We start from the raw sequence: 25,549 nt of genomic DNA, 5'->3' as shown, positions 1-25,549 counted from the left end.
AAAGATCGCAGCCTTCGGCAGGCTCCTACATGGGCCCGTGCAAAAATCCATGTAGGAGCTGCCGAAAAAGCCAAGGCATAGCAACAGCAAGATCAAAAGATCGCAGCCTTCGGCAGGCTCCTACATGGGCCCGTGCAAAAATCCATGTAGGAGCTGCCGAAGGCTGCGATCTTTTGATCTTGATCTTCTTGCCTATGTACCCCTTCAAAAAATACGTCGCCTGACACAAGCCTTCGCGAGAAAGCTCGCTTGTATGTGCAAGGCAAACATTCCCAGCTCTACCTCAAAAACAACAATGCCCGGCAAAAGCCGGGCATTCCAGACAAACAACGCCAGCCTCAAATCAGTCGGCATACCCCAACCGCGAAGCCTTGCTCAATCGAGCCTGACCGCGCGTCGCCAGGCAGTAATAAAGTGGACACGTCACCACCAGCCCTACCAGCCACGACAGGTCCGCACCCTCAACCAGATTGGCATAAGGCCCGACATACAACGAGGTATTGGCAAACGGCATCTGCACAAGAATCCCGATGAAATACGCCACGATCGCATGCAGATTAAACCGCCCATAAATCCCGCCATCCGCCCGAAAGATCGAAGCAATGTCGTAATGACCACGCTTGATCACATAGAAATCGATCAGGTTGATCGAAGCCCACGGCACCAGCACCAACAGCAGTGCCAGAATCAGCCCGATGAACTGCGAAATGAAGTTGGCCGAAGCGCCCAGCGCCACGACGCAGCAACCCGCCAGCACCACGCTCGATAACACCACGCGCACCTTGATGCTCGGCGTCCACTGACTGGCAAAGGTCTGGATCGAGGTGATGATCGACAGCACCGCACCATACAGATTCAAGGCGTTGTGACTGATGATATTGAGCAGAAACAGCACCATCAGAATCGGTCCCAGCCAACCGGTGGACTGCTTGACCGCTGCCATGGCTTCGGTGCCTTCAGGGGTTGCCAAAACGGCTACCGCGCCGAAAGTGAATGACAGGATCGTGCCCAGGGTTGCGCCCAGATAGGTCGCGAAGAACGGCCGGGTAATGCCGATATCCGCCGGCAGGTAGCGCGAGTAGTCCGACACGTAGGGCGAGAAACTGATCTGCCAGATGATCCCCAACGACACAGTGGCCAGCCAACCGGACAGGTTGAACCCACCACGGGTGAAGAAGTCCGCCGGCAGGTCATGGGCAAAGATGTAGAGAAAACCGGCGAGCAAGGCACTGCCCATGACCCACGTACCGATTCGATTGAGCGCATGGATAAAGCGGTAACCGATCACCCCGATGGCGGTGGCGCTAAGGGCACCGATCAGGATGCTCGCTGGCACCGGCACCGAAGGCGCAATGCCGACAATCGACTTGCCCGCCAGAACGATGTTGGAGATGAAAAAGCCGACGTAGATCAGCGCCGCGAAAAACACGATCAACAGCGCGCCATAGCGACCGAACTGACCACGGCTCTGGACCATTTGCGGAATTCCCATGCGCGGGCCCTGGGCCGACGCGAGGGCAATCACCAACCCGCCAACCATGTGCCCGAGCGCAATCGCCAGCAGCCCCCAGAACAGGTCGAGATGGAACACCTGAACCAACATCGCGCCGGTAACGATCGGCAGCGGCGCAATGTTGGTACTGAACCATAAGGTGAAAAGATCGCGGGCCTTCCCGTGGCGCTCTGCGAGGGGAACGTAGTCGACCGTGTGATTCTCGATCAACGGGTCTTGCCGGGACATCTGGGACATATGCATGAACTCGAGTTTGTCTGTTCTTATCTTTGTATGAAGCCAAACCGGGGGTGCTCTCTGGCAACCCCTCAGATGCGAACCATATTATGGTATTCCAACATTTTCACAAGACTGATCCGGTCTTGTATGCCCACCTGATCCGCAATCCTGCGGCATAACGGCACCTTCTGCCTAGCTGAAAGCCCCGTATTTGCTGACTTCAAGACCAAAGGTGTGCGTTTATCGGGTCGCAGAAAAAGCCCTTGCAAACGATGTATTACGGTATACCATCAGACCTACAAACTCATAAAAACACGTTCCATTCCCGAGGACAGTCCAATGATCGATGCCGCCATCTACAAACAAGTCATGGGCTCGTTCCCGTCCGGCGTAACCGTTATCACCACGCTCGATGACGACGGGCAAATCGTCGGCCTGACCGCCAGCGCGTTCAGTTCACTGTCCATGGACCCGGCCCTGGTGCTGTTCTGCCCCAACTACAGCTCCGACTCCTACCCGGTTTTGATCAAGAACAAACGCTTTGCCATTCACCTGCTTTCCGCAGGTCAGCAGAGCGAAGCCTATGCCTTCGCGCGCAAGGGCAAAGACAAGGCACAGGGCATCGAATGGACCTTGAGCGAATTGGGTAACCCGATCCTGGCCAATGCCACGGCAGTGATCGAATGCGAGCTGTGGCGTGAATATGAAGGCGGCGACCACGCGATCATGGTCGGCGCGGTGAAGAACCTGATAGTGCCCCAACAGAACGCCGGACCACTGGTGTATTGCCACGGCAAGATGGGTGCCCTGCCCGTTCTGGCCTGATCGCGCTGCCCTGTAGGAGCCAGGCTTGCCGGCGAAGATGTCCTTGAGATCGCTTTCGCTGGCAAGCCTGGCTCCTACAAATCATGTGCTCATGTGCGGAATCGACTGACCAACTGCTTCAACGTCTCGGACAACGCCGTCAGGTTCTTCGCATCCTGGCGTGTGGCATCCGCCAGGCTGGCAACCAACTGCGCATCCCCGTGGATCTGGCTGATGTGCCGATTGATATCCTCGGCCACCTGATGCTGCTCCTCCGCCGCGGTCGCGATCTGCGTGTTCATGTCGCGGATCACATCCACCGACTCACGGATCAAGCCGAAACTCTCCCGCGCCTCATTGATCGACAGCACCGTCTCCTGCGACACCTCCAGGCTGGCATGCATTTGCTTGCCCATTTGGTGGGTACGTCGCGCCAGGTTGCCGAGCAAGCCATCGATTTCGCTGGTGGAGTCCGACGTGCGTTTGGCCAGCGCCCGCACCTCATCGGCCACCACCGCAAAACCACGCCCCTGCTCACCCGCGCGTGCGGCCTCGATGGCAGCGTTCAGCGCCAGCAGGTTGGTCTGCTCGGCAATCGAGCGGATGGTGCCCAGGATCGATTGGATGTCATTGCTGTCCTGCTCCAGCTGCTGCATCGCTTCGGCGGAATGGCTGATTTCCTCACTCAAGCGTCCGACATTGGTCACTGCCGCGTCGATCTGCTGCTGCCCGGTATGAGCCTGGCGCTGACCGTTATCGGCCGAGTCGGCGGCCTGACTGCAAGAGCGCGCCACTTCATTGGAGGTGGCGACCATTTCGTGAAACGCCGTGGAGACCATGTCCACCGCCTCACGCTGGCGGGCGGCGACTTCAGCCATTTCCGCCGAGACTTCAGTGGCACTGCCAGAGCTGCTGTGGATCTGCCCCGACGCCTGACCGATGCGTTGAATCAAGGTGCGGATCGCCTCAAGAAATTGGTTGAACCAGCCCGCCAGTTGCGCGGTTTCATCCTGGCCGCGCACAGTCAGACGCGCGGTCAGGTCACCCTCGCCCTGCGCAATGCCTTGCAGACCACTGGCGACACCACGAATGGGCTTGACGATCAGCCCGGCAAACCAGGCGCCGGCCATGGCAAACAGTGCCGCGCAGACCAGCGCAATGATCGCGATGATCCAGGTCAGGCGCGTGGCACCGGCCATGACTTCACTTTCCGGGACCACGCCAACAAAGCGCCAACCCAACGACTCGGATGGCCAGACGAAAGCCATGTAGCGCACACCTGCCAACTCGACCTCGACCAGCCCTTTGCCAGCCTCGCCCAACTGACGATAACCGTTGCCCAGATCGCTAAGCTTCTTGAAGTTGTGGGCCGGGTCATGCGGGTCGACCAGCACCGTGTTATTGCCTTCCATCAGCATCAGGTAACCGCTCTCGCCCAGCTTGATCTGCTTGACCAGATCTGTCAGTTGCTTGAGCGACACGTCAATGTTCACCACACCGCCATTGTTGCCCAGGCGATTGCTGAAGCTGCGCACGGTACTGACCAGCACCACGTCGTCTGCCGCCCAGTAATAGGCATCGGTGCGCAGGGTTTTGCCTGGTTGGGCCATTGCAGTTTTGTACCAGGGACGGGTACGCGGATCGTAACTCGCGAGTTTCGGATCACCCGGCCAGAACACATAACCGCCCTCTTGCGTGCCCAGCGACAGATAGGCGTATGCCGCATGACTCTTGGCCAGACCGGCGAACAGTTGAAACAGTTGCTGATCCTGTTCCCCCATCGTCACCTGCGCCGCATCACTGCTCAGGTAGCGCTTGAGCTGGGCATCAATGTTCTGCAACTGCGGGTGGTCAGCCAGATAGGCGACGTTTTGGCTGATGCCTTCGAAAAACAGCTGCATGGCGTTCTCGACCTGGCGGATCTCCCGCCCGCTGCTATCGACAAACGTCGCGCGCGCTTCGTTGCGCACATTGAGGATGATCAAGACTGCCACCAGTAGCACCGGCAGGCTGGCAATCACTGCGAATGCCAGGGTTAATTTTTGTTTTATGTTCATCGAGCTCGCCTTCCTTGTGAGGTGAGTGTGTGACCGTCTGAGAGAAATATTTTGCGGATATTCCGTATTATGGTATACCAATAATCAATCAGCCGAACAGCCGTACTCAGGAACGCGCTTTAAACTGGCGAGAACACCCGGGAGCCCCACGCTCATTCCAGGCAACAGGCCCGCAGTCGACAGGCCGACAACAAAAGATCCGAGGTAAGCGTCATGAAATTTTCCCTGTTCGTACACATGGAACGTTGGGACGAAAGCGTCAGCCACCGTCAGCTGTTCGAAGACTTGTGCGAGCTGACCCTGATGGCCGAGGCCGGCGGTTTCAGTACCGTGTGGATCGGTGAACACCACTCGATGGAATACACCATCTCGCCAAGCCCGATGCCGCTGCTGGCCTATCTCGCCGCCAAGACCACCACCATTCACCTGGGCGCCGGCACCATCATTGCGCCGTTCTGGCACCCGCTGCGGGTGGCCGGTGAATGCGCGCTGCTGGACGTGATCAGCAACGGACGCATGGAAGTCGGTCTGGCCCGAGGTGCTTACCAGGTTGAATTCGACCGCATGGCCGGCGGCATGCCTGCATCAAGCGGCGGCCAGGCCTTGCGCGAAATGGTCCCGGTGGTGCGCGCCCTGTGGCAAGGCGATTACGCCCATGACGGCGACATCTGGAAATTCCCTACTTCCACCAGCGTGCCAAAGCCGATCCAGCAGCCGACCCCGCCGATGTGGATTGCCGCCCGTGACCCGGATTCGCACAATTTCGCGGTGGCCAACGGCTGTAACGTCATGGTCACGCCGCTGATGAAGGGCGATGAAGAAGTCCTCGACCTGAAGAACAAATTCCAGACCGCGCTGGACAACAACCCGGACGTGCCGCGCCCGCAACTGATGGTGTTGCGTCACACTCACGTGCACTCGGTCGACAACCCTGAAGGCTGGAAAGTCGGGGCCAAGGCGATTGCCAAGTTCTACCGCACCTTCGATGCCTGGTTCGGCAACAAGGCCGTACCGGTCAATGGTTTCCTGGCGCCGAGCCCGGAAGAGAAATTCGCCGGTCGGCCCGAGTTCGAACTGGAAAGCCTGCACAAGACCGCCATGATCGGTACCCCGGAAGAAATCATTCCGCGCATCAAGTACTACCAGGAACTGGGCGTTGACGAGTTCAGCTTCTGGTGCGACAACAGCCTGCCGCACGCCGAGAAGAAAAAGTCTCTGGAGCTGTTTATCAAACATGTAGTGCCAGCGTTCCGCTGAATACTCTGCGCTGTGGGAGCGAGCCTGCTCGCGATGGTCGTCAACGATAACGTGCTCTGCCTGAATAACCGCGTTGTTCGGGCGTTCTTCGCGAGCAAGCTCGCTCCTACAGGTCAGCATTTGTCCTGTGAGAGCAAGCTCGCTCCTACAGGGTTGATTTCCATGTTCAATGGTCGTCTCCAATCACTCACCCTTCCCTCCGGCGCTGCGCAGGCTTACCTGCGCGGTGAATGGACCGCTTCGCACCTGCATTTCAAGCGCTTGCGCGCCAGTGTTTCCGCCAAACAGAACGGCTTCTGGCAGTTAGTTCACTGAGCACCCGAACTGAACATCACGCACCCCACGCCTGCTCATCGCACGGCGTGTAACGGTGCATCGTGTTTCGCCTTTGATCAGGTTTGCTCAATGAACAATAAAAACGCGCTGTTGATCATCGACATGCAGCAGGAGGACGGCTTCGTCCTCGAACACTTCGACACGGTGGTCGCCAACACGACCGCACTGCTCGAAACCGCCCGCCATTGGCGGGTGCCTGTCCTCTACACCCGCCATATCAACCAGGCCGACGGCAGTGACATGCCACGCGGCGAACCTCGCGCGGGCGATGGCGGCCCAAGCAGCTATCGCGCCGGCACCCGGCAGGTGGAAATCCTCGAAAGCCTCACCCCACGCTTTGACGAACTGGTGATCGACAAGGGCCGTTACAGCGCCTTCCACCAGACTGACCTCGATGCCCGACTCAAGGCGCTGCAGGTCGACACGCTGATCATCTGCGGCGTATTGACCGATGTCTGCGTACTCAGCAGCGTGTTCGATGCCTTCGCCCTCGGTTATCACATTCGCCTGGTCAGCGATGCCTGCACCACAACCACGATGGCCGGGCACTACTCGGCGTTGTTGATCATGACTAACTGGGTGTATGCCCTGGAACTCCTCACCAGCGCCGAATGCCGGCGAGCGCTGGAGAACCGCGACTACGTGAGCCTCAATCCCGATCAGCCGGACCTGTTCGCCCACCAGCCCCATGAACTGGAAAGCACCATCGCCCGCCTGCACTCTCACCTCGTCCGGACCCAGGAGTAATCGCCATGCAAGTCGAAAAAAGAAGCATCGATTTCATCCCCGAAGGCGAACGTCATGGTCGGCCGGGTTCACTGTTTTACATCTGGTTCGGCGCCAACATGAACATCACCACAATTGCCTCCGGCGTGTTGCCGGTGGTGATGGGGCTCAACCTGTTCTGGAGCGCGCTGGCGATTATCATCGGCTCAATGGTGGGGGCGATTTTCATGGCGTCCCATTCCGCCCAAGGGCCGAAACTGGGTATCCCGCAGATGATCCAGAGCCGCGCGCAGTTCGGCGTGCTCGGCGCGGTGTTGCCGCTGCTGTTCGTGATGCTGATTTACCTGGGGTTCTTCGTCAGCAACACCCTGCTCGCCGCCCAGGCGCTGGCGTCGGTCAGCCCGTTGCCGGCCAGCGGCAACATCTACCTGATCGGCGCTTTGTGTTTCGTCGTCGCGCTGTACGGGTACCGGCTGATTCACCGCTTGCAGAAGTGGCTGTCGATCCTTTCGCTGCTGGTATTCGCCGCCGCGACATTGTTTGCCCTACAGCTGTCGATCCCGGCCGAGCAATGGCTGCCGACAGGGTTCTCGTTGTCGAAGTTTCTGGTGGCGGTGAGTATTGCCGTGACCTGGCAATTGTCCTATGCGCCGTATGTCGCCGATTATTCGCGCTACCTGCCGAGCCGAACGCCAACGGCTCAAGTGTTCTGGTACAGCTACGCCGGCACGGTCACGGGCGGTGCGTGGATGATGATACTCGGGGCGATCCTCAGCGTTGGCATCGGCGACTTTTCGAGCAACGTCGGCGGCCATGTGGCCGGGTTGTTCGGCAGCGGCGCAATCCTGCTGTTCGCCTTCATCGTTTACGGCCAGGTGTCGATTAACGTCTTCAACCTGTACGGCGCTTTCATGTCGACCATCACAGTGATTGAACCCTTCGCCCGGCTAAAAGTGACGCCCCGGGTGCGCGGTCTGTTCATGCTGGTAATCAGTTTGGTGGCGACGGCGCTGTGCACCATCAGTCAGGACGATTTCATCACCTTCTTCCTCAACTTCATTTTCTTCATGAGCTACTTCCTGATCCCGTGGACGGCGATCAATCTGGTGGACTACTACTGCCTGCGCAAAGGGCAGTACCGCATCGATGACATCTTCGACCTCAACGGGGTATATGGCCGGATCAACTGGATCGCCTGCGGCAGTTTCGTGCTCGCCATTGCCCTGGAAGTTCCGTTCATGAACACCACGTTGTATGTCGGCCCGGTGGCCACGGCGCTGGACGGTGTCGACCTCGCCTGGCTGGTCGGGTTGCTGGTGCCGGCCTTGAGTTACTACTGGCTGATGAAGCTTGGCAAACAGAGCCTGATCCCCATCAGTTGATACACGACAACCTGTAGGAGCGAGCTTGCTCGCGATGAGGGCAAACCTTTCAACAAAGATGTTGAACGTAAGTCCGCTATCGCGAGCAGGCTCACTCCCACAGGATTGCGATCCTTAAGCACTCTGCGAAAATCCCCCTTAAACGCTTACAATCGAGCCCCGACACCGCAATCAAACAGGCAACACGGTTATGCAACTCGACCCTCCAACGATGTTGACACTCTCGATTGCCCTCGCAGCGGCCGCCGCGCTGTACCTGGCGGTCGAGTGGCGCAGCATTCGTGAATCCTCGCTACTGTTCTGGAGTGCGGGCTTTGCAACCATCACGGTGGGTTCGACCCTCGCTTTGCTGCGCGGCAGCGGGTTTTTGCTGATCGGTATCTGGTTTGCCAACGGCCTGCTGGTAACGGCCCACTGGTTTTTCCTGCTGGGCGTGGCGCGTTTTACCCAGGTGCGCCTGTCGCGTGCGTGGTACCTGCTCTTCCTCGCCTGGCTCGCCATGCTTTTACTGCCCGAAGAGCCGTCATGGTCGAAGGTCATGTTGCTAGTCAATTCGTTGCTGGTCGCCGTACTGACGCTCAGAGCCAGCTTCCTTCTGCGACCCCACGGCAGATCGTTGAGTGTGGGCGCGGTTCAGCTGCGTTATGTGCTGCTGGTGCACGGGCTTTTCTACGTCGTCAAGGCGATGACTGCCGTGGTGCCGAACACACTGATCGACCTCGCCGCTTTCCGTGGCGAGATCATTCAGATTTCATTGGTCGAGGGCGCGATGGCGATCATGCTGATCGCCTTGTCGATGACCGGCACCGAGCGCTACCGGCGTGAGAAACAGATAGCACGGCTGGCCGCACGCGACCCGTTGACGGCGATGTACAACCGCCGCGCACTCGAAGTGCGAGCACCACGGTTGTTTGCACAGGTCTCGACTGCTCGACCGGGTGCCCTGCTGCTGATCGATATCGATAATTTCAAACTGGTCAACGACCTGTACGGCCATACGGCCGGCGACCGCCTGCTCGTGACGCTGAGCGAGATGATTCGCTCGGCGCTGCCCGAAGGCGCGCTGGCGGCCCGGCTGGGCGGGGACGAGTTCGTCATCTTGCTCCGCGAGGCATCGAGTGAGCGCGTCGTGGCGTTGGGTAGCGCACTACGTGACCAGTTTCACAAGACTGCCTCACAGACATTCACCACACCTGAACCGGTAACGCTGAGTATCGGTGCCAATCTGTTCGACCATCCGCCAGCCAGTTTGGCGGCATTGATCGAGCAAGGCGATGCCGCGCTCTACGAATCCAAACGGAGTGGACGCGACAGTATTCGCCTGGTCGATCGGACGCTTGCGAGCGATGAGCCGCTGCGCAAAACGCCAGTCAATTAAGAAACAGCCATCACGAATGTATCCAACAAGCAGGCGTTATCGTTGGCGTCCATCGCGAGCAAGCTCGCTCCTGCAGGGCATCTGGTGGTTGTCAGGTGAACGAATCTTTCCAAGCGGCGTCATCAGCAAAAGAAAACAATGGAAACGCCCTTGATGGACTACCTGAACTGGCTGCAATGGCCGGCCATGCTCGTGACGGTGCTGGCCGCCTGGATGATTGGCTCGCGCCGCCCACACCGGCGCGTGCTGGGCTTCAGCTGTTTCATTGTCAGCAATGTGCTGTGGTCAATCTGGGGCTTTCACAGCCAGGCGTACGCGTTGATCGTCCTGCAATTCTGTCTATTCGTCATGAACCTGCGTGGTTTCCACAAAAACACCGAGACTCACGATTGAGTCCATGCCCGACCTGCAAACAACACCCCCTGTAGGAGCTGCCGAAGGCTGCGGTCCTTTGATCTTGATCTTTAGCTGACTCAATACCGCCAAGGATCAAAAAATCACAGCCCTGCGGCAGCGCCTACTTCGAACCACGGGGCAGCACCGCTCCCAGCACCTGCTTGGCGGTTTGCACGATCACCCCCGCTTCATTCGGATCCCCTTTGAGCAAGGTCGAAGCAAATTTCTTCGCCTGCTCCAGCTTGATGTGGGGCGGAAGTGGCGGAACATTGGGGTCGGTCTTGAATTCGATCAATACGGGAACCTCCGATGCCAAAGCCTTCTCCCAGGCATCGGCAACGTCTTCCTCGCGATCAACGAAAATGCCCTTGAGCCCGATTGAGAGGGCGAACAGGTGATAGGGAACGTCGGGAATGCTCTGCGAAGCTTCGAATTTAGGATCACCCTCCATCACCCTCTGCTCCCAAGTGACTTGATTGAGGTCTTCGTTGTTGAAGACCGCACAAATCCATTTCGGGCTTTGCCACTGCCGCCAGTATTTGGCGACGGTAATCAGTTCAGCCATGTTGCTCATCTGCATCGCCCCATCGCCGACCAAGGCAATCACGGTGCGTTGCGGATGAGCGAATTTCGCGGCAATCGCATAAGGCACGGCAGCGCCCATGGACGCCAGCCCGCCGGAGAGTGAACACTTCATGCCCCGGCGAATTTTCAGATCGCGTGCGTACCAATTGGCGCAGGACCCGGAGTCGCTGGTAATGATGGCAAGTTCAGGGAGACGGGGCGACAGTTCATACACCACCCGTTGCGGATTGATCGGGTCAGCTTTTACCAACGCTCGTTTTTGCAGAGTTTTCTCCCAGGCACTGCGCCAGCCCTCGACTTTTTTGCGCCATTTGCGCTGCGTCTTGTGTTCCAGCAACGGTGCAAGCGCCGCGAGTGTTTCGCGGGCATCGCCGACCAGATTGACTTCCATTGGATAGCGCAAACTGAGCATGTCGGGTTGCAAATCGATTTGCACCCCACGCGCCTGCCCCTCCTTGGGCAGAAACTCCGAATACGGAAAACCCGAACCGATCATCAATAAGGTGTCGCACTCGGTCATCAGCTTATAACTGGGTTCGGTGCCCAGCAGGCCGATGCTGCCAGTGACCCACGGCAATTCGTCTGGCACCACGGCCTTGCCCAACAGCGCCTTGGCCACGCCGGCACCCAGTTTTTCCGCTACCGCGATGACCTGATCGGTCGCCTCCAATGCGCCGGCGCCAACCAGAATGGCCACCTTTTCACCGGCATTGAGGACATCGGCCGCTCGCTGCAAGTCGGTGTCATACGGCAGCACTTTCGGTTTGCTGTAGCCGACACCGGAATGAACCGTCCCGTGCGCCCTGCCCGGCGCCTGGTACTCAACGTCTTGCAGGTCGTTCGGCAGAATCAGTGCCGTGACACGTCGTTCACCGATTGCCGTTCGCACCGCACGGTCGACCAGATGTCGCACTTGTGCGGGTACCGACGCCTGTTGCACGAAGGCGCCCGCTACATCCTTGAACATCGACACCAGGTCCAGCTCCTGCTGATAGTGGCCGCCGAGGGCCGCGCGTGCTTGCTGTCCCACTATCGCCAACACCGGCATGTGGTCCATTCGGGCATCGTAAAGTCCGGTGATCAAGTGCGAAGCGCCAGGGCCGGACGTGGCGATGCACACGCCCAGCTCACCGGTGAACTTGGCGTGGGCACAGGCCATGAAGGCAGCCATTTCCTCATGCCTGGCCTGAATGAATTCAATCTTGTCGCGGCTACGGCTCAAGGCACCGAAAACACCATTGATGCCGTCTCCCGGATAGCCAAAAATTCGCGTCACGCCCCATTGGCTGAGTCGCTCAACCAGGAAATCACCCACGGTCATTGTCATATCGCATCCCGTCCTTCACTTATTCGCCCAGCATTCCCAACGGTGCTCAACCGCAACATCGCATTGAGGTGTAAGGGTCTGGACAATCGGGCTTATGTCGAAGTTTCGATTTTGTTGTTCGACGGCTTCAGCCCTGGAGGCGACGGAAAAAGTGATGAAATCATCAAAATTCGAGATTTCTTTCTGGCTGGTTTCTGCAAAAAACAATCGATTTTTTGAACAGAATTTCTTTGATATTGGTTTGTAACGCAGCGGTCACACCACTATCGGCACACAAATATATTGGCCGAAAGCGGTATCAGGTTCGGCTCCCCTGCGGCATCGCCTGTTGAAAGGAGCTACTGATTAATAAAGGAGTGTTGCATGTCTTCCCGTTATACGACTGCCCAACTCATCGCCTGCCGCAGCCTGGCAATGGAGCAGAATAAAAAGATGTTCGCGGACGCCAACGCGCTGAGTCGCGCGGCATTCGATGTGCTGGATCACCCGGACTTCGATAGCGATCAATTTCATTACTACCTGCACCTTCGAGGCAAGGCTGAAGCGTTGTTTCGCGAGGCGCTGGATCATTTCACTTTATTGAATGAACATTTTCCGCCGCTGCCTGCCCAGGCGCTGCTGGACCCTGCCGACTGAGCAACCGCGACTTCTGCGCTGGCCTGTTTTGTAGCGCCATCATCCTCAGGGCGTCCCGTAGCGCGGCGCCGCTGGCCGTGTTATCGAACATGCACCAGACCGCTCTCGTAGTGGCGGCGGCATTCTGAATCTCGATGGCCAGTTCCTCCAGCCAGCGCAATGCATAAGCACTGTAATAGATGCGTGGCGATCCATGCAGCCGCCAATATTTAAGTCCTGACCAACCTCGCGGGGTCGAATCGTAGCGGGTTCGCGGCGGGTCTACCGCAGCCTGAGCGATGCAGTAGCGCACCAACAGCGGCTCGGCGTCTGTCCACGATTCATGGCGAGGCTCCAACACCACATCCCCGGAAAAGCGCTGCCTGAGGGCGGAAAAAAATGCCTCGGCCACCGACGCTTCAAACGTCAACGACGGCGGCAACTGAACCAGCAGACAACCCAGCCGATCCTCCAGCCCGGAGCATTGCGACAGGAACTCATCGAGTTCCCGATCACAGCGTTGCAAGCGCCGAACATGGGATATTTCCTTCGGCACCTTTACACAAAAACGAAAACCCAAGGGCACGGAGGCAGCCCACCGCACGTAGGTTTGTCGACGGTGCGGTCGATAAAACGAGCTGTTGATTTCAACGCCGCTCAGTTGCGTTGCGTAGCGTTGCAAGTGCGTGCCGTTCATTGGGAACGCAGCCAAATGCTCCCGACTCAAACTCCAACCCGCGCAGCCGATGAAAAGTTGGTCGTTCAATACAACATCCTCATGCCCCATAAATGGATCGCCTGTGCAAAGGAGTGAGCCCACGATCGGCAACCGAAAAAAACGAGATGAATGCCTTTCCAGTAAGGGCCTATCCGCGACACGACGGTTCCTTTTTTCCGGTCGGACAACCGATCAATGGCAGCCATAACCGCACTCGCACAGCGCCCGTAAAAATAGTTGCAACCAACCTTCATTCGCCAAGGTCGACATCGAAAACCATGACATCGGTGCGTGCACCAGGAGAGCGGCGAATGATTGGAGTCATTGTCCCGGTGCACAACGAAGAGCAACTGCTTGATGAGTGCATCGAATCACTGCTGGCGGCGGCTTTTCATCACGACCTGGGCAATGAAGAAGTCAAGATACTGATCGTGCTGGATGACTGTACGGACACGTCCCTGAGCATCGCCCGAGCCTATGACGTGATGACGCTGACCTGCACTCACCGCAACGTCGGTAAAACCCGGGCGCACGGCGCCGATCATCTGCTGGCGATCGACGCACGCTGGCTGGCGTTCACCGACGCCGACACGGTCGTTCCCCACACCTGGCTGGCCGATCAAATCAGATTCAATGTGGATGCGGTCTGCGGCTTGGTGGAAGTCAGCGACTGGTCCGAACATTCGATCAGGGTACGCGAGCAGTATCACGCCAATTACTTTCCCGTGGAAGGCCACCGACATATCCACGGTGCCAATCTCGGGGTGTCTTCGGCAGCCTATCGAAAAGCCGGCGGGTTCCAGCCGTTGCCCGCCCATGAAGACGTGCAGCTGATCGCTGATCTCGAACGCAGCGGCGCAAACATCATGTGGACGGCTGTTAACCGAGTGACGACCAGTGCACGCAAACATTGCCGATGCCGAGAAGGTTTTGGCGACTATCTGAAGTCGTTAGCCGAGTGAGTCGCTGGTCTCGGCGAGATCAATCGAAGTGGGCTGGCGGCTCCAGTACTCCAGTAAAAAATCCGCGTCTTCATGGCGCAGCAAACGATGCAGTTGCAGACGGTCTGCAAGCGCTGCATGTACTTCGCGCCCATCCTGAGAGCACCCTTCGATCGGATGCAGCCAGTGGCAGGCCAATACAGCGCCGTTCGGACTCAGGCTGCTCCTCGTCTTTTCGATGACCTGCAGCCATTCGCCAGGATCAAGAAAGTACCCGACCTCGCTGAGGACGATGAGGTCGAAGTGGCCTTCGGGCCAATCGCCCGGAATCCGTGCCTGCTCAACGCGGACATTGGCATGATCACGCAATCGAACACGCGCCAGGCTGACGGCTGTCTCGTTGATGTCCTGACACAGCAGTGCCTCGCTGCGCCCGGCCAGCAACGCACTGAGTTCACCGTTGGCGCAGGCAGGCTCGAACACCCGTTGATACCGCTGCCGTGGCAGGCTGGCCAGCGTCAACTCACGTTTGCGCTTTTCATACCAGCGGGTACGGAAGGACCAAGGGTCATCGCTGGCACTGAACATATCCTCGAAATACTCGGGCGACAGGCTCATAAAAACACCAGTTCAAAAGGCTGCAAAAGTCGTTCTAGAGTGTCTGGGCTCAATACCGCAGCGTGCTGACCGTCTGCGCTGACCTGGGAGATGTGAGCGGCGATGGCGTAGCGTTTGCTCGCCAGCACCTGACTGTCCAGCAAGAGTTTGTGGGCGCTGGCCCATGGCACCCGCGGGTCGTCCGGTCGCGCCCAATGCCACGCCCACACCGGCACTTCAATCAGGCAAGCGTTGTTTGTCGATGCTGCTCGGGCGGTTGCCCGGCCTGTCGCTTCGTGGTCGCAATGACCGTCTGATTGCCACGTGCAGACCACACGATCATTTGGCCGAAGCAATGCCAGCAGCCGTTCGAACAACGCCGCCTCCTGCGCCTCTACACCGCTGTCGGGCAACCTTAATCTCTGCCAGTTCAGCGCACTCACATCAAGGCCCAGGCGTTCCAGCGCAAGCGCGCTTTCCGAAGGCCGCTGACGACGCAGGCGGGACGCCGTCCACTGCCGCGACCCGGGATGGCTGCCTTCTCCATCGGTTACTGCAATCATCAGAACGTCGGCTTCCCTGCCTTTCATCCCTGCGAGCAATCCTGCGCAACCGAGGACTTCATCGTCAGGATGAGGGGCGACAACCACCAGCCGTTGCCCCTCGGGCACCAGTTGTCGATGAGTGATAGTCGGCACACCTGCCAGCGAACGACTGGACTGCCATTCAGCCAGGGTAGTCCCCGGCCCTTGAATGAGATTTTGCGCCCGGTGCGCCAACTCAAGCGTCACAACAACCACCCGTCAATCGGTTCTGCCGCTATGCGCTTGCCCAACTCCGCGAGGTCCTTTTCCGCGTGGCTCTGACGCACAAATACCGGCAGGTCTGCAGCGAGCCTGGCGAAGTGACTGTCGCGGCAGAACGGTGTGGCACCCAGTGCGCGGCCCACGTGCTCAAGTACCAGAATCGCGGTCGTTTCAACTTGCGCACGCAAGCGCCGGACGGGAATTTCGGCCGAGTCTCTAGGATGGCTGTCGATCCACGACGCCGTTTCTCTCAAGGCCGCGGCAGCTGCGCAAAGCGCTGCATCGACAGCCCCCAGATGAGCCTCGGCATGCACATCGTGATGGGGCTTTGTACAGTGCTTGCGAAGGTAACCGCCAAGTGCACACGCAGCGCCGTACCAACAGGCCGCGATACCGCCGCCGCCCTGCCAGAAACCGGGTCGATCCAGATACTGCCCCGGCGAACCCACGCATTGGGCCAGCGCATACTCAAATTCCACATCAATGCTGGCGGTACTGCTCATGCCCACCGCTTGCCAGCCATCGTCGATCATCCTGATGGTCGGTTGCTTCAATTGAACCGCGACCAATTGCGGTCGCTGCTGCTCATCCCATGCTGTCATCAGCGCCCAATCAAGCATGGATGCGCCCGAACACCAGGCTTTGCGGCCCTGCAAGTGAACCTGTTCACCTTGACGGTCGACGATCGAAACCCGGGCAAAGGGCGGCTCAGCGGCCCAGACACCGCCGCTACCAAGGGCCGGACTCGTACAAGGTTCAAGCTCTGCCAGGATGGCGAGCGCGTCGGTATGGCCCTCGAACAACTTGGTCAACGCCAGATCACTCCCGGCGACTGCGGCAAGGGCCCGCCATCGGTCCAGTGTGCGGCCTTGTCCGGGCATCGGCAGACGGGCATATCCGCCACTGATGAGTGCATGCATCAACGATTGCAGCGCCCCTTGCGCTGTCCGGTCCGCAGGCCGGGAGGCGAATGCCTCCAACAGGGTTTCGAAAGTTGCCGAACTATTCATTGCCCCGTCGTCCTGGTAGCGAAAGTGAATGGGTGGAAAACCCGTCGCACACAGGAAATGGAGAATCGATTGCCGCCAAGGTTTCACTCAACGCTGGCAGCACCGGACAAACGGTACAGCCACGGCATGCCTCATTTCTTGAACGACCGTAGAACTTCCAATGTCACTCTTCAGGGGTGAGTCTAATAAGTTCGCCTTGAAGGCAATGCTCATTAGCGGAGGATCTCTGATGGTCAGGTCGCAAGCGGTAGATGCTCCCGTGCAAATCCTGATGCTCGAACGTAACGGCTGGGTGCCCAATAACCCGCGCCTGCCGGTGCTGATTTACATCAAGGCCATTGCCGTTGAAAGCGCCGACCCGGCGGCATTGTTCGAAAAAACCTTCAGCGCCAACGGCTGGCCACCGCAATGGCGGTACGGGGTTTATGCCTATCACCACTACCATACCGAGGGTCATGAAGTACTCGGCATCGCCAGCGGCTACGCACGCTTGATGCTCGGAGGCCCGGAAGGTCGGGTGCTGGAAGTCAGCTCAGGCGATGTTTTGCTGTTACCCGCCGGCACCGGTCACTGCAACGTAGAGTCCAGCGATGACTTTCTGGTGGTCGGTGCTTACCCGCCAGGCCAGCGTGCGGATATCTGTCGCCAGGCTCCCAGTCAGGAGCAACTGGCGAACATTGAGCAGCTGCCGTTTCCGGATCAGGACCCGGTGCAGGGTGTACATGGTGCCGTAAGTCGATATTGGACTTGAGCGTCTGGCGCGGGCCGGCTTACAGTTCATCCCACCATCAAGTGCGCCCCACGGACCCCGTGACCGGCAGATTGCCCAGCAATTTCAGCCCGGTGCTTTTTACGAAAGTCTCGTAGTCCATCGGTTTCTCGATACGGGTTTCCGCGTTGGGCAGTACGTAGGCCCAGGCACGCTTGGACGATGCGTCGTAAACCAGTTTGAACAGGCGGGTCGGCACCCAGACCTTGTTGTCGCCGATGGTGCTGTGGCCTGAGTCAAAGAGTGGGCCGGTAAAGACGAACACATTGCCATCGGCGCGCTTGGCAAACTTCCTGACGTCAGACTCGACCTTGCTCCAAATCTTGCGGTTGTTGGTGGGGTCCTGCGGCACCATGTTCGACAGTGCAAAGGATTGGGCCATCGCATTGGGGTTTGGCGCATCGGCTGCCGGGGATTGATGGCCACGATCCACCGCCGGATGCTGGCTACGGTAGTCGCTCAACTCTGCGCGTCCATCCTTGGGGATGCGCGGGTCCGGGTAGAACTGGTTGGTGCGCTCTTCGCCTTTGGCATCCTGCAACTGGGCTGCATTCAGCCGTTCGACCACCACCAGCGGCGTCTTGCTGGTTTGCGAGTACAGCACCGCGAAATTGTCGGAGCACAGCGCCAGGGGTTTCATGGTGGCAGGCACGGTGGCGGTGTTGATCGGATTGGCCGCCGGAAACAGATCTGCACAACCCTCGAACGATGCCTGTTTCTGTTTGTTCGAATAGAGATCCAGTGCCGCGTTCTGGCTGATCGAACCCGAGCGGGACGATTGTTCCTGATGCTGAGCGGGTGGCTTGAGGAGGTCCAGCAGACTGCGGGCTTCTGCCCCGGTCGAGAGCAAAACAAGGGCCGACAGCCCAACTGCAATTTTGCGTAGGTGCATGGGTTAAATCTTCGAATGGGATTGAAGGACAAACGTGGGGCGAGTCCCGATTTTGATGGGACCCGGTGGAGGCGGTTGCAGATTATAGGGTGGCGAGCATGCTTTCACTGTCCTTGATCAAAATACCGATGCGGATCCGGTCGGCTCCGAGCAGTACGACCGCTGATGGTCGTGCGGGATTTATTGACCATTGCAAGGCACATAAGTGCCGAGCGGCGTTCGTTTTGTATTCGTCAAATCACGGCAAAACAGCAGTCGGCGTAGCCCACCCAACGTTGACACTGGTTCACCTACATCGACAATGCGCACCCGGTCGATAGCTCGTTAAAAAAAAGCGCCTCAGGTCGTACCTGTGGCGCTTTGATTTTCGAGTCAATTTGGCGTCATCGCGTGCTGTCAAATCGAACAGCTGCTGCCTCCGTGTTTTTCCACATAACGCTGGTGTTCTTCATCTGCCAACTGAAACTCACCCAGCGGCACAATCACCGTGGCCAGCGGTTTGCCCAGGTGCCCTGCAGCGTCCAGTTGCTGCTTCGCCGCTCGCGCATCGTCGGCCTGCCGCCCCGAATTGAAAAACAAGGCCGAACGGTACTTCACGCCGACATCCGCACCCTGACGATCCACCGAGGTGGGATCGTGCAGCGTCCAGAAATGCTCAATCAGCCGGCTGTAAGTGATCGCACGGGCATCGAAGTCGACTTGCACGACTTCAATTGATACCGCGTCGTCACCACGGGGGCTGGCAAAGCCGACTCGACTATCGAGCACACCGGGTAGCGCCCTGAAAGAGGCTTCAGCCCCCCAGAAACAACCAGCACCAAAAGTCGCCTGCTCGACATCCACTTCCTCTTGAAAATCAGTCATGCACCGGCCTCCTCTTCTTGCGGCAACAAATGTTTATGCAACTGCGCAATGTGCTCCGGCCCGATGCCACAGCATCCACCCACGATGCTGGCACCTGCGGCCACCCATGACCGTGACCAGCGCAGATAGGATTCGGGGTCCAGGTCAGCGCGAATCTCGAGCAAGGTGCTGTTGGCTTTGGCCTGGGTGCTGACCGGAGGAAAAGCATTGGCGTACACCCCTAACTCCAGGGTTTGACCCAAGTGTTGATCGACCCGTTGAGCCTCAGCCAGTGCCGCTGCCATGACTTCCGGCTGGCTGCAGTTAAACAGCACCGTCTTGGCTCCCAATTCGATGGCCACGCGCACTGCATCGGCCACTGACTCGCCGGAGCGCAAACGCGGCGGGGCACCCGTTTCATCCAGCAGCGTAAAGGACAACCAGAGTGGTTTGGGGTCCGCGCCCAAGGCTTCGACAACCGCGCGAACTTCAGCGATTGAGCTTTGCGTTTCCGCAAGCCAGACATCGACCTGCCCCTGCAGTCCGGCAATCAGCTCTCGATGGATTTCCACGCTGCGTTGATGATCGAACAGGTCCGGACGATAGGAACCCAGGGCCGGCGGTAATGACCCGGCCACCGTCACCGGCTCGACGCTTTCGGATGCAGCCTGCCGCGCCAGGTGCCCAGACCGCTCGGCCAGCGAGCGGCCTTGTGCGGCAAAACGTTCCTCGCCGATATGAAATGGCACCACTGCGTAGCTGTTGGTGGTGACGATCCGGGCACCGGCAGCAATGAACGCGCGATGCGCTTGCAATACGAACTCAGGCGCTTCGATCAGCGCCAGCGCCGACCATTCCGGTTGACGAAATGGCGCACCGATACGTTGCAGCTCGCGCCCCATTCCGCCGTCAAGCAAACGCAGATTCGCTTCGGTCATGGGTTCACGCTCACTTTCTGCGTCGGTCCAGCCAGCCACTGGTCAACGGTGGCGCTGTTCGCTTTGACCCATGCCTTCGCCGCCACATCAGCCGGCTGCTTTTCTTTTTCGATTTTCAGGATCAGCTCATTGAGCTGCGCCGGATCGATGGCGACGTTTTGCAGAAACTCGGCGATCTTCGGTGCGCGCTTTTGCAATGCAGCGGAGGCCAGAATGTGAACTTTGGCGTCCGGGAACGCGCAAGTGATCCGACTCTTGTTCAGCCAGTCCGGGTCAACTGTCGGGCTGACGAACTTCCAGCAGCCGTCGGCCTTGTAGAGCGGGTCATCTTTTTTGTTGTCCTGGGCGTAACCGTCGAATGCCGGCTCCTCCAGACGACGCAGGTCAAAGGCCGAGAAGATCCAGTCCGGGGTGTAGGCATAAAACACCACACCACGTTCTGCCTTATACGCTGCGGACAACTTGGCGTACGTCACCGATGCCTCGGTGGATACTGCCTCGAATTTATCGGCGAACTCATAATCCTTGGCCTTGATCTGACCGATGTACGTCGACTCCCAGCCTGCCGGCCCCACCAGCAACTGTGCCTTGCCGCCGCCCAGCGGTTCGAAGAGCTTGGCCACTTCGGGTTTTTTCAGGTCGTAAACCGATTTGACCCCGTATTTGTCCTGCAGGTATCCGGGGATATAGAAGCCTTGTTCACCCGCATAAGGATGGGTGTTCGGCACCAGTGAATGCGTACCGCCCGTGACATATTTCGCCCAGGCAGCGGATTGATTGGGCAGCCAAATATCGGTCAACACATCAACCGAGCCGTCCCCTTTTGATGCAGCACTGAACAACACCGGGACGTCTCCCGCCAGGTAGGAAACGTCTGCGCCCAGACGGGTTTCGAGCACCTCGCCAAGGATGTGCTGGATGGCAATCGCCCCCGTCCAGTTTTGCTCCCCAATGACGATTTTGTCCTTGGCCTGCACGACAGCAGGAACAATCAAAGAAGCCAGCAAGGCGGCCGTACCCAGGGTGCGCGATAGGTGTGTCTTCACGATAAGTCTCACTTTTGGTCGTAGAGGTGGTCTTGCTTGCGCAAGCTCGATTGGATGATTCGATCGGGGATCAGCGCACACAGGACGATGGCGACGCCGGCCAGCATGCCCTCGCCGCCCTTAATGTTGCGCAGCGCCGTCATGACGTCATATCCCAGGCCACCGGCGCCAATCAGGGCGGCGACGACGACCATCGACAGGCTCATGACGATGGTCTGGTTGATGCCCAGCAGCAGCGAACGGCGCGCCAGCGGGAGTTGCACTTTGATCAAGGTTTGCCACGTACTGGCACCGTGCGCGACGGCAGCCTCGACGGCATCCTTCGGCACTTCCTGAATGCCCAGGGATGTCAGGCGAATCATTGGGGCCAACGCGAAAATGACGGTCGCGATTACAGCTGGCGTCTTGCCGACCGAGAAAAACGCCACAGCCGGAATCAGGTACACGAAGGTCGGCAACGTCTGCATGACGTCCAGCAACGGGGTGACCAGCCGACGCACCAGCGGCCGTTTTGCCAGCACAATACCGGTGGGGACCCCAATGACTAAGGCAATCAGCACTGACGAACCCACCAGCGCCAAAGTGGCGATGGTGCGCTCCCAGAACCCGAACAGGCCGATGTACAACAATGCAGCGCTGCTGGTCAGCGCCAACGCCAAACCCGCCGAACGCCAGGCTAGAAATACCAAAGCCAGCGCCGATACCGGCCAGGGCAACCAGCCCAGTACGTTTTCGACTCCCTCGATCACCGTGCGAACGGCAACGATCACACCGACAAACGCGCCTTCAAAGGTGACTTGTGACCAACCAATAAAATCGTCGATGCTTTGCGCCGTCACCAGCAGCGCTTGCCGGTTGGCCGGGAACTGCAACAACACGTGACTGGTGTCGGGAGTGACGACGCGCCATAGAACCAGCACCTGGGACAACAGCAAAACAGCCACGGGCAAGCCCCATCCGGAACCACTTCGACGCAACGCATGACCACTCAGGGAGACCGCAGTGAAACGGCTGGCGGCCAACACCAGCAACGCCGCAAGGATCGCCAACCACGACGAACCGCTAATGCCCTGCCCCACACCTGCCACGGCAGCGAGTTCGGCGGCGAAGGTGATCCAGAAAAGACCGCCTTTGCCCCGGGAAGCCAGCGCCGCCGGCCCCAGCAACAGCGCTTGCCACCACGGCAAGCCGGGAGAAGAAGGTGGCTCGCGACGTTCGCGCTGGGGGGATTGAAGGTCCGCCGTGCTCGCGTTGTGTGGCGCAGATGAGCTTGGCGTGCAGTCGCGGAAAAAATCCGCGACTTCAGCATCGGCTGGTTGCTCAAGCAGCTGTTGCGGTGTACCCAACTGCACCAGACGACCCTGGCGCAACACAGCAATGCGGTCTGCCAGCCGTATGGCTTCAGCCGGATCATGAGTGACCAGCAACGTGCTGATACCGCGTTCACGTGCCAGGGCGAGAAAGTGATTTTGCAGATCTCGTCGAATAGTCGGATCGAGCGCACTGAACGGCTCGTCCATCAGCAAAATGTCCGGCTCCGTCACCAAAGCCCTGGCCAACCCGACGCGTTGTTGCATACCACCGGAAAGCTCGTGGGGATAGTGCTCGCCCCACCCTTCGAGCCCCACGGCCTTTAGCTGTTTGGCAGCCGCCGCGTGCCGAACGGCTTCCGGTTCACCGCATAGTTCCAAGGGCAATGCGACGTTGTCCAGCACCGTACGATGGGGCAACAGGCCAAAATGCTGAAACACCATGCCGATGCGTCGGGACCGCAGTTCGCGCAGGGCGCGGTGACTCAACCCGCTGATCGCCTGGCCTTCGATCAGCACTTCACCGCTGGTGGGCTCAATCAGACGATTGATATGCCGCAGCAACGTCGACTTGCCGCTGCCCGACGTCCCCATCAGACATAGCACCTCACCGCGCCGCACTTTCAAGCTGACATTGCTGACGGCGGGTAACGCAGGCGTACCTTTTTTACGAAAATAGGTCTTGGTGACCTCCCGCAATTCAAGCACCACATCGCCTTCACTGGCGTGATCGTCGGACGGCTGAAGCCGCCTGTGTGAAGACGCGATCCGGTCCGCCGGCAAAGGGGTTTGAATGACTGTCACAGGAGCTCCCGGCATACGACCCCTGGAGACGAGCAAGCGACTCGTCCATGGGCTGAAAAAATTGGGCGTCGGACCCTGACCTGAAAGCGGCTAGCCCTAAGCAAAAAAAGCGCCTGCTTGAAGCACGGCGCTCTCCGAATGCATAAAGCTAATCGATCTTAAAAATTTAATATAAATACTTTTTTGGAATTAGCTTAGGCTTCTGCGACGGGAATGAGTCGCCAGACCGGTCGACTGAGGGAGGGCAAAAAATAACGTTAGCGGTGCTGCCTTTGCATCCGGCGAGGAGCATTTTTGACATCCCGTCAGTCGCTCATCGACCCCAGGAGCCACTGGCGAAAAATCTCCGCACACGCAGAGCGCTTGCGGTGCTTGGCCGACACCAGGAACTCGCCATTGCCGGTCACGCATTCGAATGGCGTAACTCGCTGCAACTCTCCCTTCTCCAGCGCTTCATCAGCCATGAACGTCCAGGCCAGGCCGATGCCCATGCCTTGCTGAACGGCCCGATACGCCAATGTCAGCTGGTTGAAAACCGGGGCTTTGTCCCGCGCGACGAAGTCGATGCCAAAGTGGCCAAACCATTGATGCCAGTCCAGGCACTGCCAGGCGCAGGTGTCGATTTGCACCAGATTGGCCTGCGCCAGTTGTTCCAGCGTATTGATCCCCGATACATCCAGTGAAGGATGAGCCACGGCGTAGACGATTTCCGGCAGCAGGAAATCGCTGTCCAGCGAGGGCCACTCGCCAGAACCGTAGAGAATGCCCACGTCGAAATCGTTGAGGCTGGCCTCATCGAACTCGTTGATCGCGTGAACGTGCACGGCGATGTCGGGGTATGCCTTGTTGAATTCGATGAGTTTGGGAAACAGCCAGAACTGGGCCAGGGCGTGGGTCGCCAGTACCGAGACTGCGTTGGACTGGTGGACATTACGAATTCGCGTGACGCTTTGGTACATCGTGGCAAGGAGTACGTTGACCGTCATCAGCAACTCATCCCCTGCACTGGTCAGCTTGACGCCCCGTGGCTTGCGCTCGAAAAGCGGAACGCCGATGCAGTCTTCGAGCTGGCGCATCTGTTTGCTCACGGCGCTCTGGGTAAGAAACAGTTCGCCAGCAGCGCCCGTGAAGCTGGCGTGTCGCCCCACAGCCTCAAACGTGATCAGAGTCTCCAACGGGGGCAAGGTACGCAGGTAACGATTGATGAGGTTTCTCCCGGACAGGCGATTGAGGGACGACATTCCACACTGGAATGGGTGACCCACTTTTAATCGCAGGTAAGCGCTTATATAGCATGGCTAGAATGCCCCTAAATAGCCTGTCAGAGTCGAGATGATGAACAGTGGGGTTGTATTTGCGATATTGGCGGGTGCCATTTGGGGTGGCGTGATTATTGGCCCTTCGCTGCTGCCGGAATTCAATGCCGTGTTGATCAGCAGTGTACGGTTTGCTTTATACGGGTTGTTCTCGCTACTCGTGGCATTACCGATCGCGTCCCGCTTACTCTCACGATTGACCCGCCGCGATGCCTTGATGCTGCTGCGTCTGTCATTGACCGGAAATGTCCTGAACTATGCGCTGTTAGGCGCTTCCGTGCAGTTGAGCGGGGTCACCGCGGCGGCTCTTATTAACGGCATGATGCCAATCGCCATTACCTTTCTGGGGCGTAGCGATACAGGATCGCTGCCCCTGACAAAGCTCAAGTTGCCATTGTTGTTGGTATTCCTGGGCATCGTATCGGTCAGTCTGGAACACTCAGGTGCGCGAGCGGTAAACACCTCGCTATCTTCCCAGTTGCTGGGCCTGGCTTGCGGGTTCAGCGGTGTGGTCTGCTGGTCGTGGTACGCCACGCACAATGCCCGCTATCTCAAACAAAGCCATTTCAACAGCAGCGAGTGGTCGACGCTGTTGGGCATCGTGACGGGTATCGTGGCGATCGTGTTCGGCATCGCTGCCTTGATACTGTTCCCGAACCTGGTGCCCGCTCAAGTTGAAAGCAACCGCTGGATGGTTTTCCTGTGGGTCTGCCTGTTCCTGGCGCTCTGCGGTTCGTGGGTTGCCAACGGGCTGTGGAATGCCTGCTCGCGCCGAATGGCCACGTCTCTGAGTGGCCAGATGATCGTGTTCGAAACGCTGTTTGCCTGTGTATACGGTTTTCTGTTCAGCCAGCGAGTGCCTGGTTTGATGGAAGTGGTGTCGATCGTGTTGCTGGTGGGCGGGGTCGTCTGGGCGGCGAAGCGTCATCGGGTGGTGCCAGTTAAGCATGCTGGGCCGTAGCTG

24 protein-coding genes and 2 pseudogenes are annotated in these 25,549 nt (G+C 58.6%); 12 read left to right on the top strand and 14 right to left on the bottom strand.

Going from position 1 to position 25,549, the window contains the following annotated elements:
* Nucleotides 1-343: 343 nt before the first annotated feature.
* Entirely contained in the window at nt 344-1,750 is a 1,407-nt protein-coding gene (locus KUF73_RS04095; RefSeq protein ID WP_218436748.1) for a cytosine permease, read from the bottom strand.
* 321 nt (nt 1,751-2,071) lie between these two features.
* Here KUF73_RS04095 and KUF73_RS04090 point away from each other — a divergent pair, with 321 nt between their 5' ends.
* Complete coding sequence (locus tag KUF73_RS04090; protein ID WP_218436747.1) at nt 2,072-2,557, top strand: flavin reductase family protein; 486 nt, start codon at nt 2,072-2,074, stop codon at nt 2,555-2,557.
* Between the two features lie 89 nt (nt 2,558-2,646).
* Here KUF73_RS04090 and KUF73_RS31615 read toward each other — a convergent pair.
* Nucleotides 2,647-3,243 (bottom strand): annotated as a pseudogene (locus tag KUF73_RS31615) (methyl-accepting chemotaxis protein); the annotation flags it as partial.
* A gap of 261 nt (nt 3,244-3,504) precedes the next feature.
* Nucleotides 3,505-4,437 (bottom strand): annotated as a pseudogene (locus KUF73_RS31610) (sensor histidine kinase); the annotation flags it as partial.
* A gap of 369 nt (nt 4,438-4,806) precedes the next feature.
* Between KUF73_RS31610 and KUF73_RS04080 the strand changes: the two are divergent.
* The 6 genes from KUF73_RS04080 (at nt 4,807) to KUF73_RS04055 (ending at nt 10,065) form a co-directional block, all read left to right on the top strand.
* Nucleotides 4,807-5,850, top strand: coding sequence for an LLM class flavin-dependent oxidoreductase (locus KUF73_RS04080; RefSeq protein ID WP_218436745.1), 1,044 nt, complete (start codon nt 4,807-4,809; stop codon nt 5,848-5,850).
* Nucleotides 5,851-5,883: 33 nt separating this feature from the next.
* Nucleotides 5,884-6,165 (top strand): hypothetical protein, encoded by a 282-nt coding sequence (locus tag KUF73_RS04075; RefSeq protein ID WP_218436855.1) that lies wholly within the window; start codon nt 5,884-5,886, stop codon nt 6,163-6,165.
* A 90-nt stretch (nt 6,166-6,255) separates the two neighbouring features.
* Nucleotides 6,256-6,933: an isochorismatase family cysteine hydrolase gene (locus KUF73_RS04070; RefSeq protein ID WP_218436744.1), complete on the top strand. Its 678-nt coding sequence runs from the start codon at nt 6,256-6,258 to the stop codon at nt 6,931-6,933.
* A 5-nt stretch (nt 6,934-6,938) separates the two neighbouring features.
* Complete coding sequence (locus tag KUF73_RS04065) at nt 6,939-8,294, top strand: cytosine permease (protein WP_218436743.1); 1,356 nt, start codon at nt 6,939-6,941, stop codon at nt 8,292-8,294.
* Nucleotides 8,295-8,484: 190 nt separating this feature from the next.
* Nucleotides 8,485-9,672 carry a GGDEF domain-containing protein gene (locus tag KUF73_RS04060; RefSeq protein ID WP_218436742.1) on the top strand — a complete coding sequence of 396 codons (1,188 nt, stop codon included), beginning with the start codon at nt 8,485-8,487 and terminating at the stop codon, nt 9,670-9,672.
* Between the two features lie 153 nt (nt 9,673-9,825).
* Nucleotides 9,826-10,065, top strand: coding sequence for a hypothetical protein (locus KUF73_RS04055; protein ID WP_218436847.1), 240 nt, complete (start codon nt 9,826-9,828; stop codon nt 10,063-10,065).
* 124 nt (nt 10,066-10,189) lie between these two features.
* Here the strand turns inward: KUF73_RS04055 and KUF73_RS04050 are convergent, their stop codons facing one another.
* On the bottom strand, nt 10,190-11,929 hold the full coding sequence (locus KUF73_RS04050) for a thiamine pyrophosphate-requiring protein (protein WP_256345385.1): 1,740 nt from the start codon (nt 11,927-11,929) through the stop codon (nt 10,190-10,192).
* Between KUF73_RS04050 and KUF73_RS31295 the strand changes: the two genes are divergently transcribed.
* Together KUF73_RS31295 and KUF73_RS04045 are read left to right on the top strand one after the other, a co-directional pair.
* Nucleotides 11,831-12,199: a hypothetical protein gene (locus KUF73_RS31295; protein ID WP_256345386.1), complete on the top strand. Its 369-nt coding sequence runs from the start codon at nt 11,831-11,833 to the stop codon at nt 12,197-12,199. The two genes, KUF73_RS04050 and KUF73_RS31295, sit on opposite strands and share 99 nt — an antisense overlap.
* 144 nt (nt 12,200-12,343) lie before the next feature.
* A complete protein-coding gene (locus KUF73_RS04045) occupies nt 12,344-12,616 on the top strand; it encodes a hypothetical protein (RefSeq protein ID WP_218436740.1) in 273 nt (90 codons plus the stop codon).
* Here KUF73_RS04045 and KUF73_RS04040 read toward each other — a convergent pair.
* Nucleotides 12,552-13,382: a DUF72 domain-containing protein gene (locus tag KUF73_RS04040; protein ID WP_218436846.1), complete on the bottom strand. Its 831-nt coding sequence runs from the start codon at nt 13,380-13,382 to the stop codon at nt 12,552-12,554. The genes KUF73_RS04045 and KUF73_RS04040 overlap by 65 nt on opposite strands.
* A 242-nt stretch (nt 13,383-13,624) precedes the next feature.
* Between KUF73_RS04040 and KUF73_RS04035 the strand changes: the two genes are divergently transcribed.
* On the top strand, nt 13,625-14,275 hold the full coding sequence (locus KUF73_RS04035) for a glycosyltransferase family 2 protein (protein ID WP_218436739.1): 651 nt from the start codon (nt 13,625-13,627) through the stop codon (nt 14,273-14,275).
* On the opposite strand, the gene KUF73_RS04030 is transcribed toward KUF73_RS04035, so the two are convergent.
* From KUF73_RS04030 to KUF73_RS04020, 3 genes are read right to left on the bottom strand one after another with little or no spacing between them, the layout of a single operon-like run.
* A complete protein-coding gene (locus KUF73_RS04030; protein WP_218436738.1) occupies nt 14,264-14,872 on the bottom strand; it encodes a class I SAM-dependent methyltransferase in 609 nt (202 codons plus the stop codon). The genes KUF73_RS04035 and KUF73_RS04030 overlap by 12 nt on opposite strands.
* On the bottom strand, nt 14,869-15,642 hold the full coding sequence (locus KUF73_RS04025; RefSeq protein ID WP_218436737.1) for a PIG-L deacetylase family protein: 774 nt from the start codon (nt 15,640-15,642) through the stop codon (nt 14,869-14,871). The genes KUF73_RS04030 and KUF73_RS04025 overlap by 4 nt, the downstream gene beginning before the upstream one ends.
* Nucleotides 15,639-16,667, bottom strand: a complete 1,029-nt coding sequence (locus KUF73_RS04020) for an acyl-CoA dehydrogenase (RefSeq protein ID WP_218436736.1) — start codon at nt 16,665-16,667, stop codon at nt 15,639-15,641. Before KUF73_RS04020 ends, KUF73_RS04025 begins: the two co-directional genes overlap by 4 nt.
* Before the next feature lie 229 nt (nt 16,668-16,896).
* Between KUF73_RS04020 and KUF73_RS04015 the strand changes: the two genes are divergently transcribed.
* Nucleotides 16,897-17,418 (top strand): cupin, encoded by a 522-nt coding sequence (locus KUF73_RS04015; RefSeq protein ID WP_218436735.1) that lies wholly within the window; start codon nt 16,897-16,899, stop codon nt 17,416-17,418.
* A 37-nt stretch (nt 17,419-17,455) separates the two neighbouring features.
* Here the strand turns inward: KUF73_RS04015 and KUF73_RS04010 are convergent, their stop codons facing one another.
* The 6 genes from KUF73_RS04010 to KUF73_RS03985 form a co-directional block, all read right to left on the bottom strand.
* Nucleotides 17,456-18,328, bottom strand: a complete 873-nt coding sequence (locus tag KUF73_RS04010; RefSeq protein ID WP_218436734.1) for a DNA/RNA non-specific endonuclease — start codon at nt 18,326-18,328, stop codon at nt 17,456-17,458.
* Nucleotides 18,329-18,724: 396 nt separating this feature from the next.
* On the bottom strand, nt 18,725-19,192 hold the full coding sequence (gene msrA, locus KUF73_RS04005; protein ID WP_218436733.1) for a peptide-methionine (S)-S-oxide reductase MsrA: 468 nt from the start codon (nt 19,190-19,192) through the stop codon (nt 18,725-18,727).
* Entirely contained in the window at nt 19,189-20,109 is a 921-nt protein-coding gene (locus KUF73_RS04000; protein ID WP_218436732.1) for a homocysteine S-methyltransferase family protein, read from the bottom strand. Before KUF73_RS04000 ends, msrA begins: the two co-directional genes overlap by 4 nt.
* Complete coding sequence (locus tag KUF73_RS03995) at nt 20,106-21,155, bottom strand: glycine betaine ABC transporter substrate-binding protein (RefSeq protein ID WP_218436731.1); 1,050 nt, start codon at nt 21,153-21,155, stop codon at nt 20,106-20,108. Before KUF73_RS03995 ends, KUF73_RS04000 begins: the two co-directional genes overlap by 4 nt.
* An 8-nt stretch (nt 21,156-21,163) precedes the next feature.
* Nucleotides 21,164-23,233 (bottom strand): ATP-binding cassette domain-containing protein, encoded by a 2,070-nt coding sequence (locus KUF73_RS03990; protein WP_256345384.1) that lies wholly within the window; start codon nt 23,231-23,233, stop codon nt 21,164-21,166.
* 341 nt (nt 23,234-23,574) lie between these two features.
* Complete coding sequence (locus KUF73_RS03985; RefSeq protein WP_218436729.1) at nt 23,575-24,510, bottom strand: LysR substrate-binding domain-containing protein; 936 nt, start codon at nt 24,508-24,510, stop codon at nt 23,575-23,577.
* Nucleotides 24,511-24,601: 91 nt separating this feature from the next.
* Between KUF73_RS03985 and KUF73_RS03980 the strand changes: the two genes are divergently transcribed.
* Nucleotides 24,602-25,546, top strand: coding sequence for a DMT family transporter (locus tag KUF73_RS03980; protein WP_218436728.1), 945 nt, complete (start codon nt 24,602-24,604; stop codon nt 25,544-25,546).
* Nucleotides 25,547-25,549 lie beyond the last annotated feature (3 nt).

This window comes from Pseudomonas sp. PD9R, assembly GCF_019200975.1.
Classification (GTDB): Bacteria; Pseudomonadota; Gammaproteobacteria; order Pseudomonadales; family Pseudomonadaceae; genus Aquipseudomonas.
This window is presented reverse-complemented; position numbering and strand designations above follow the sequence as displayed.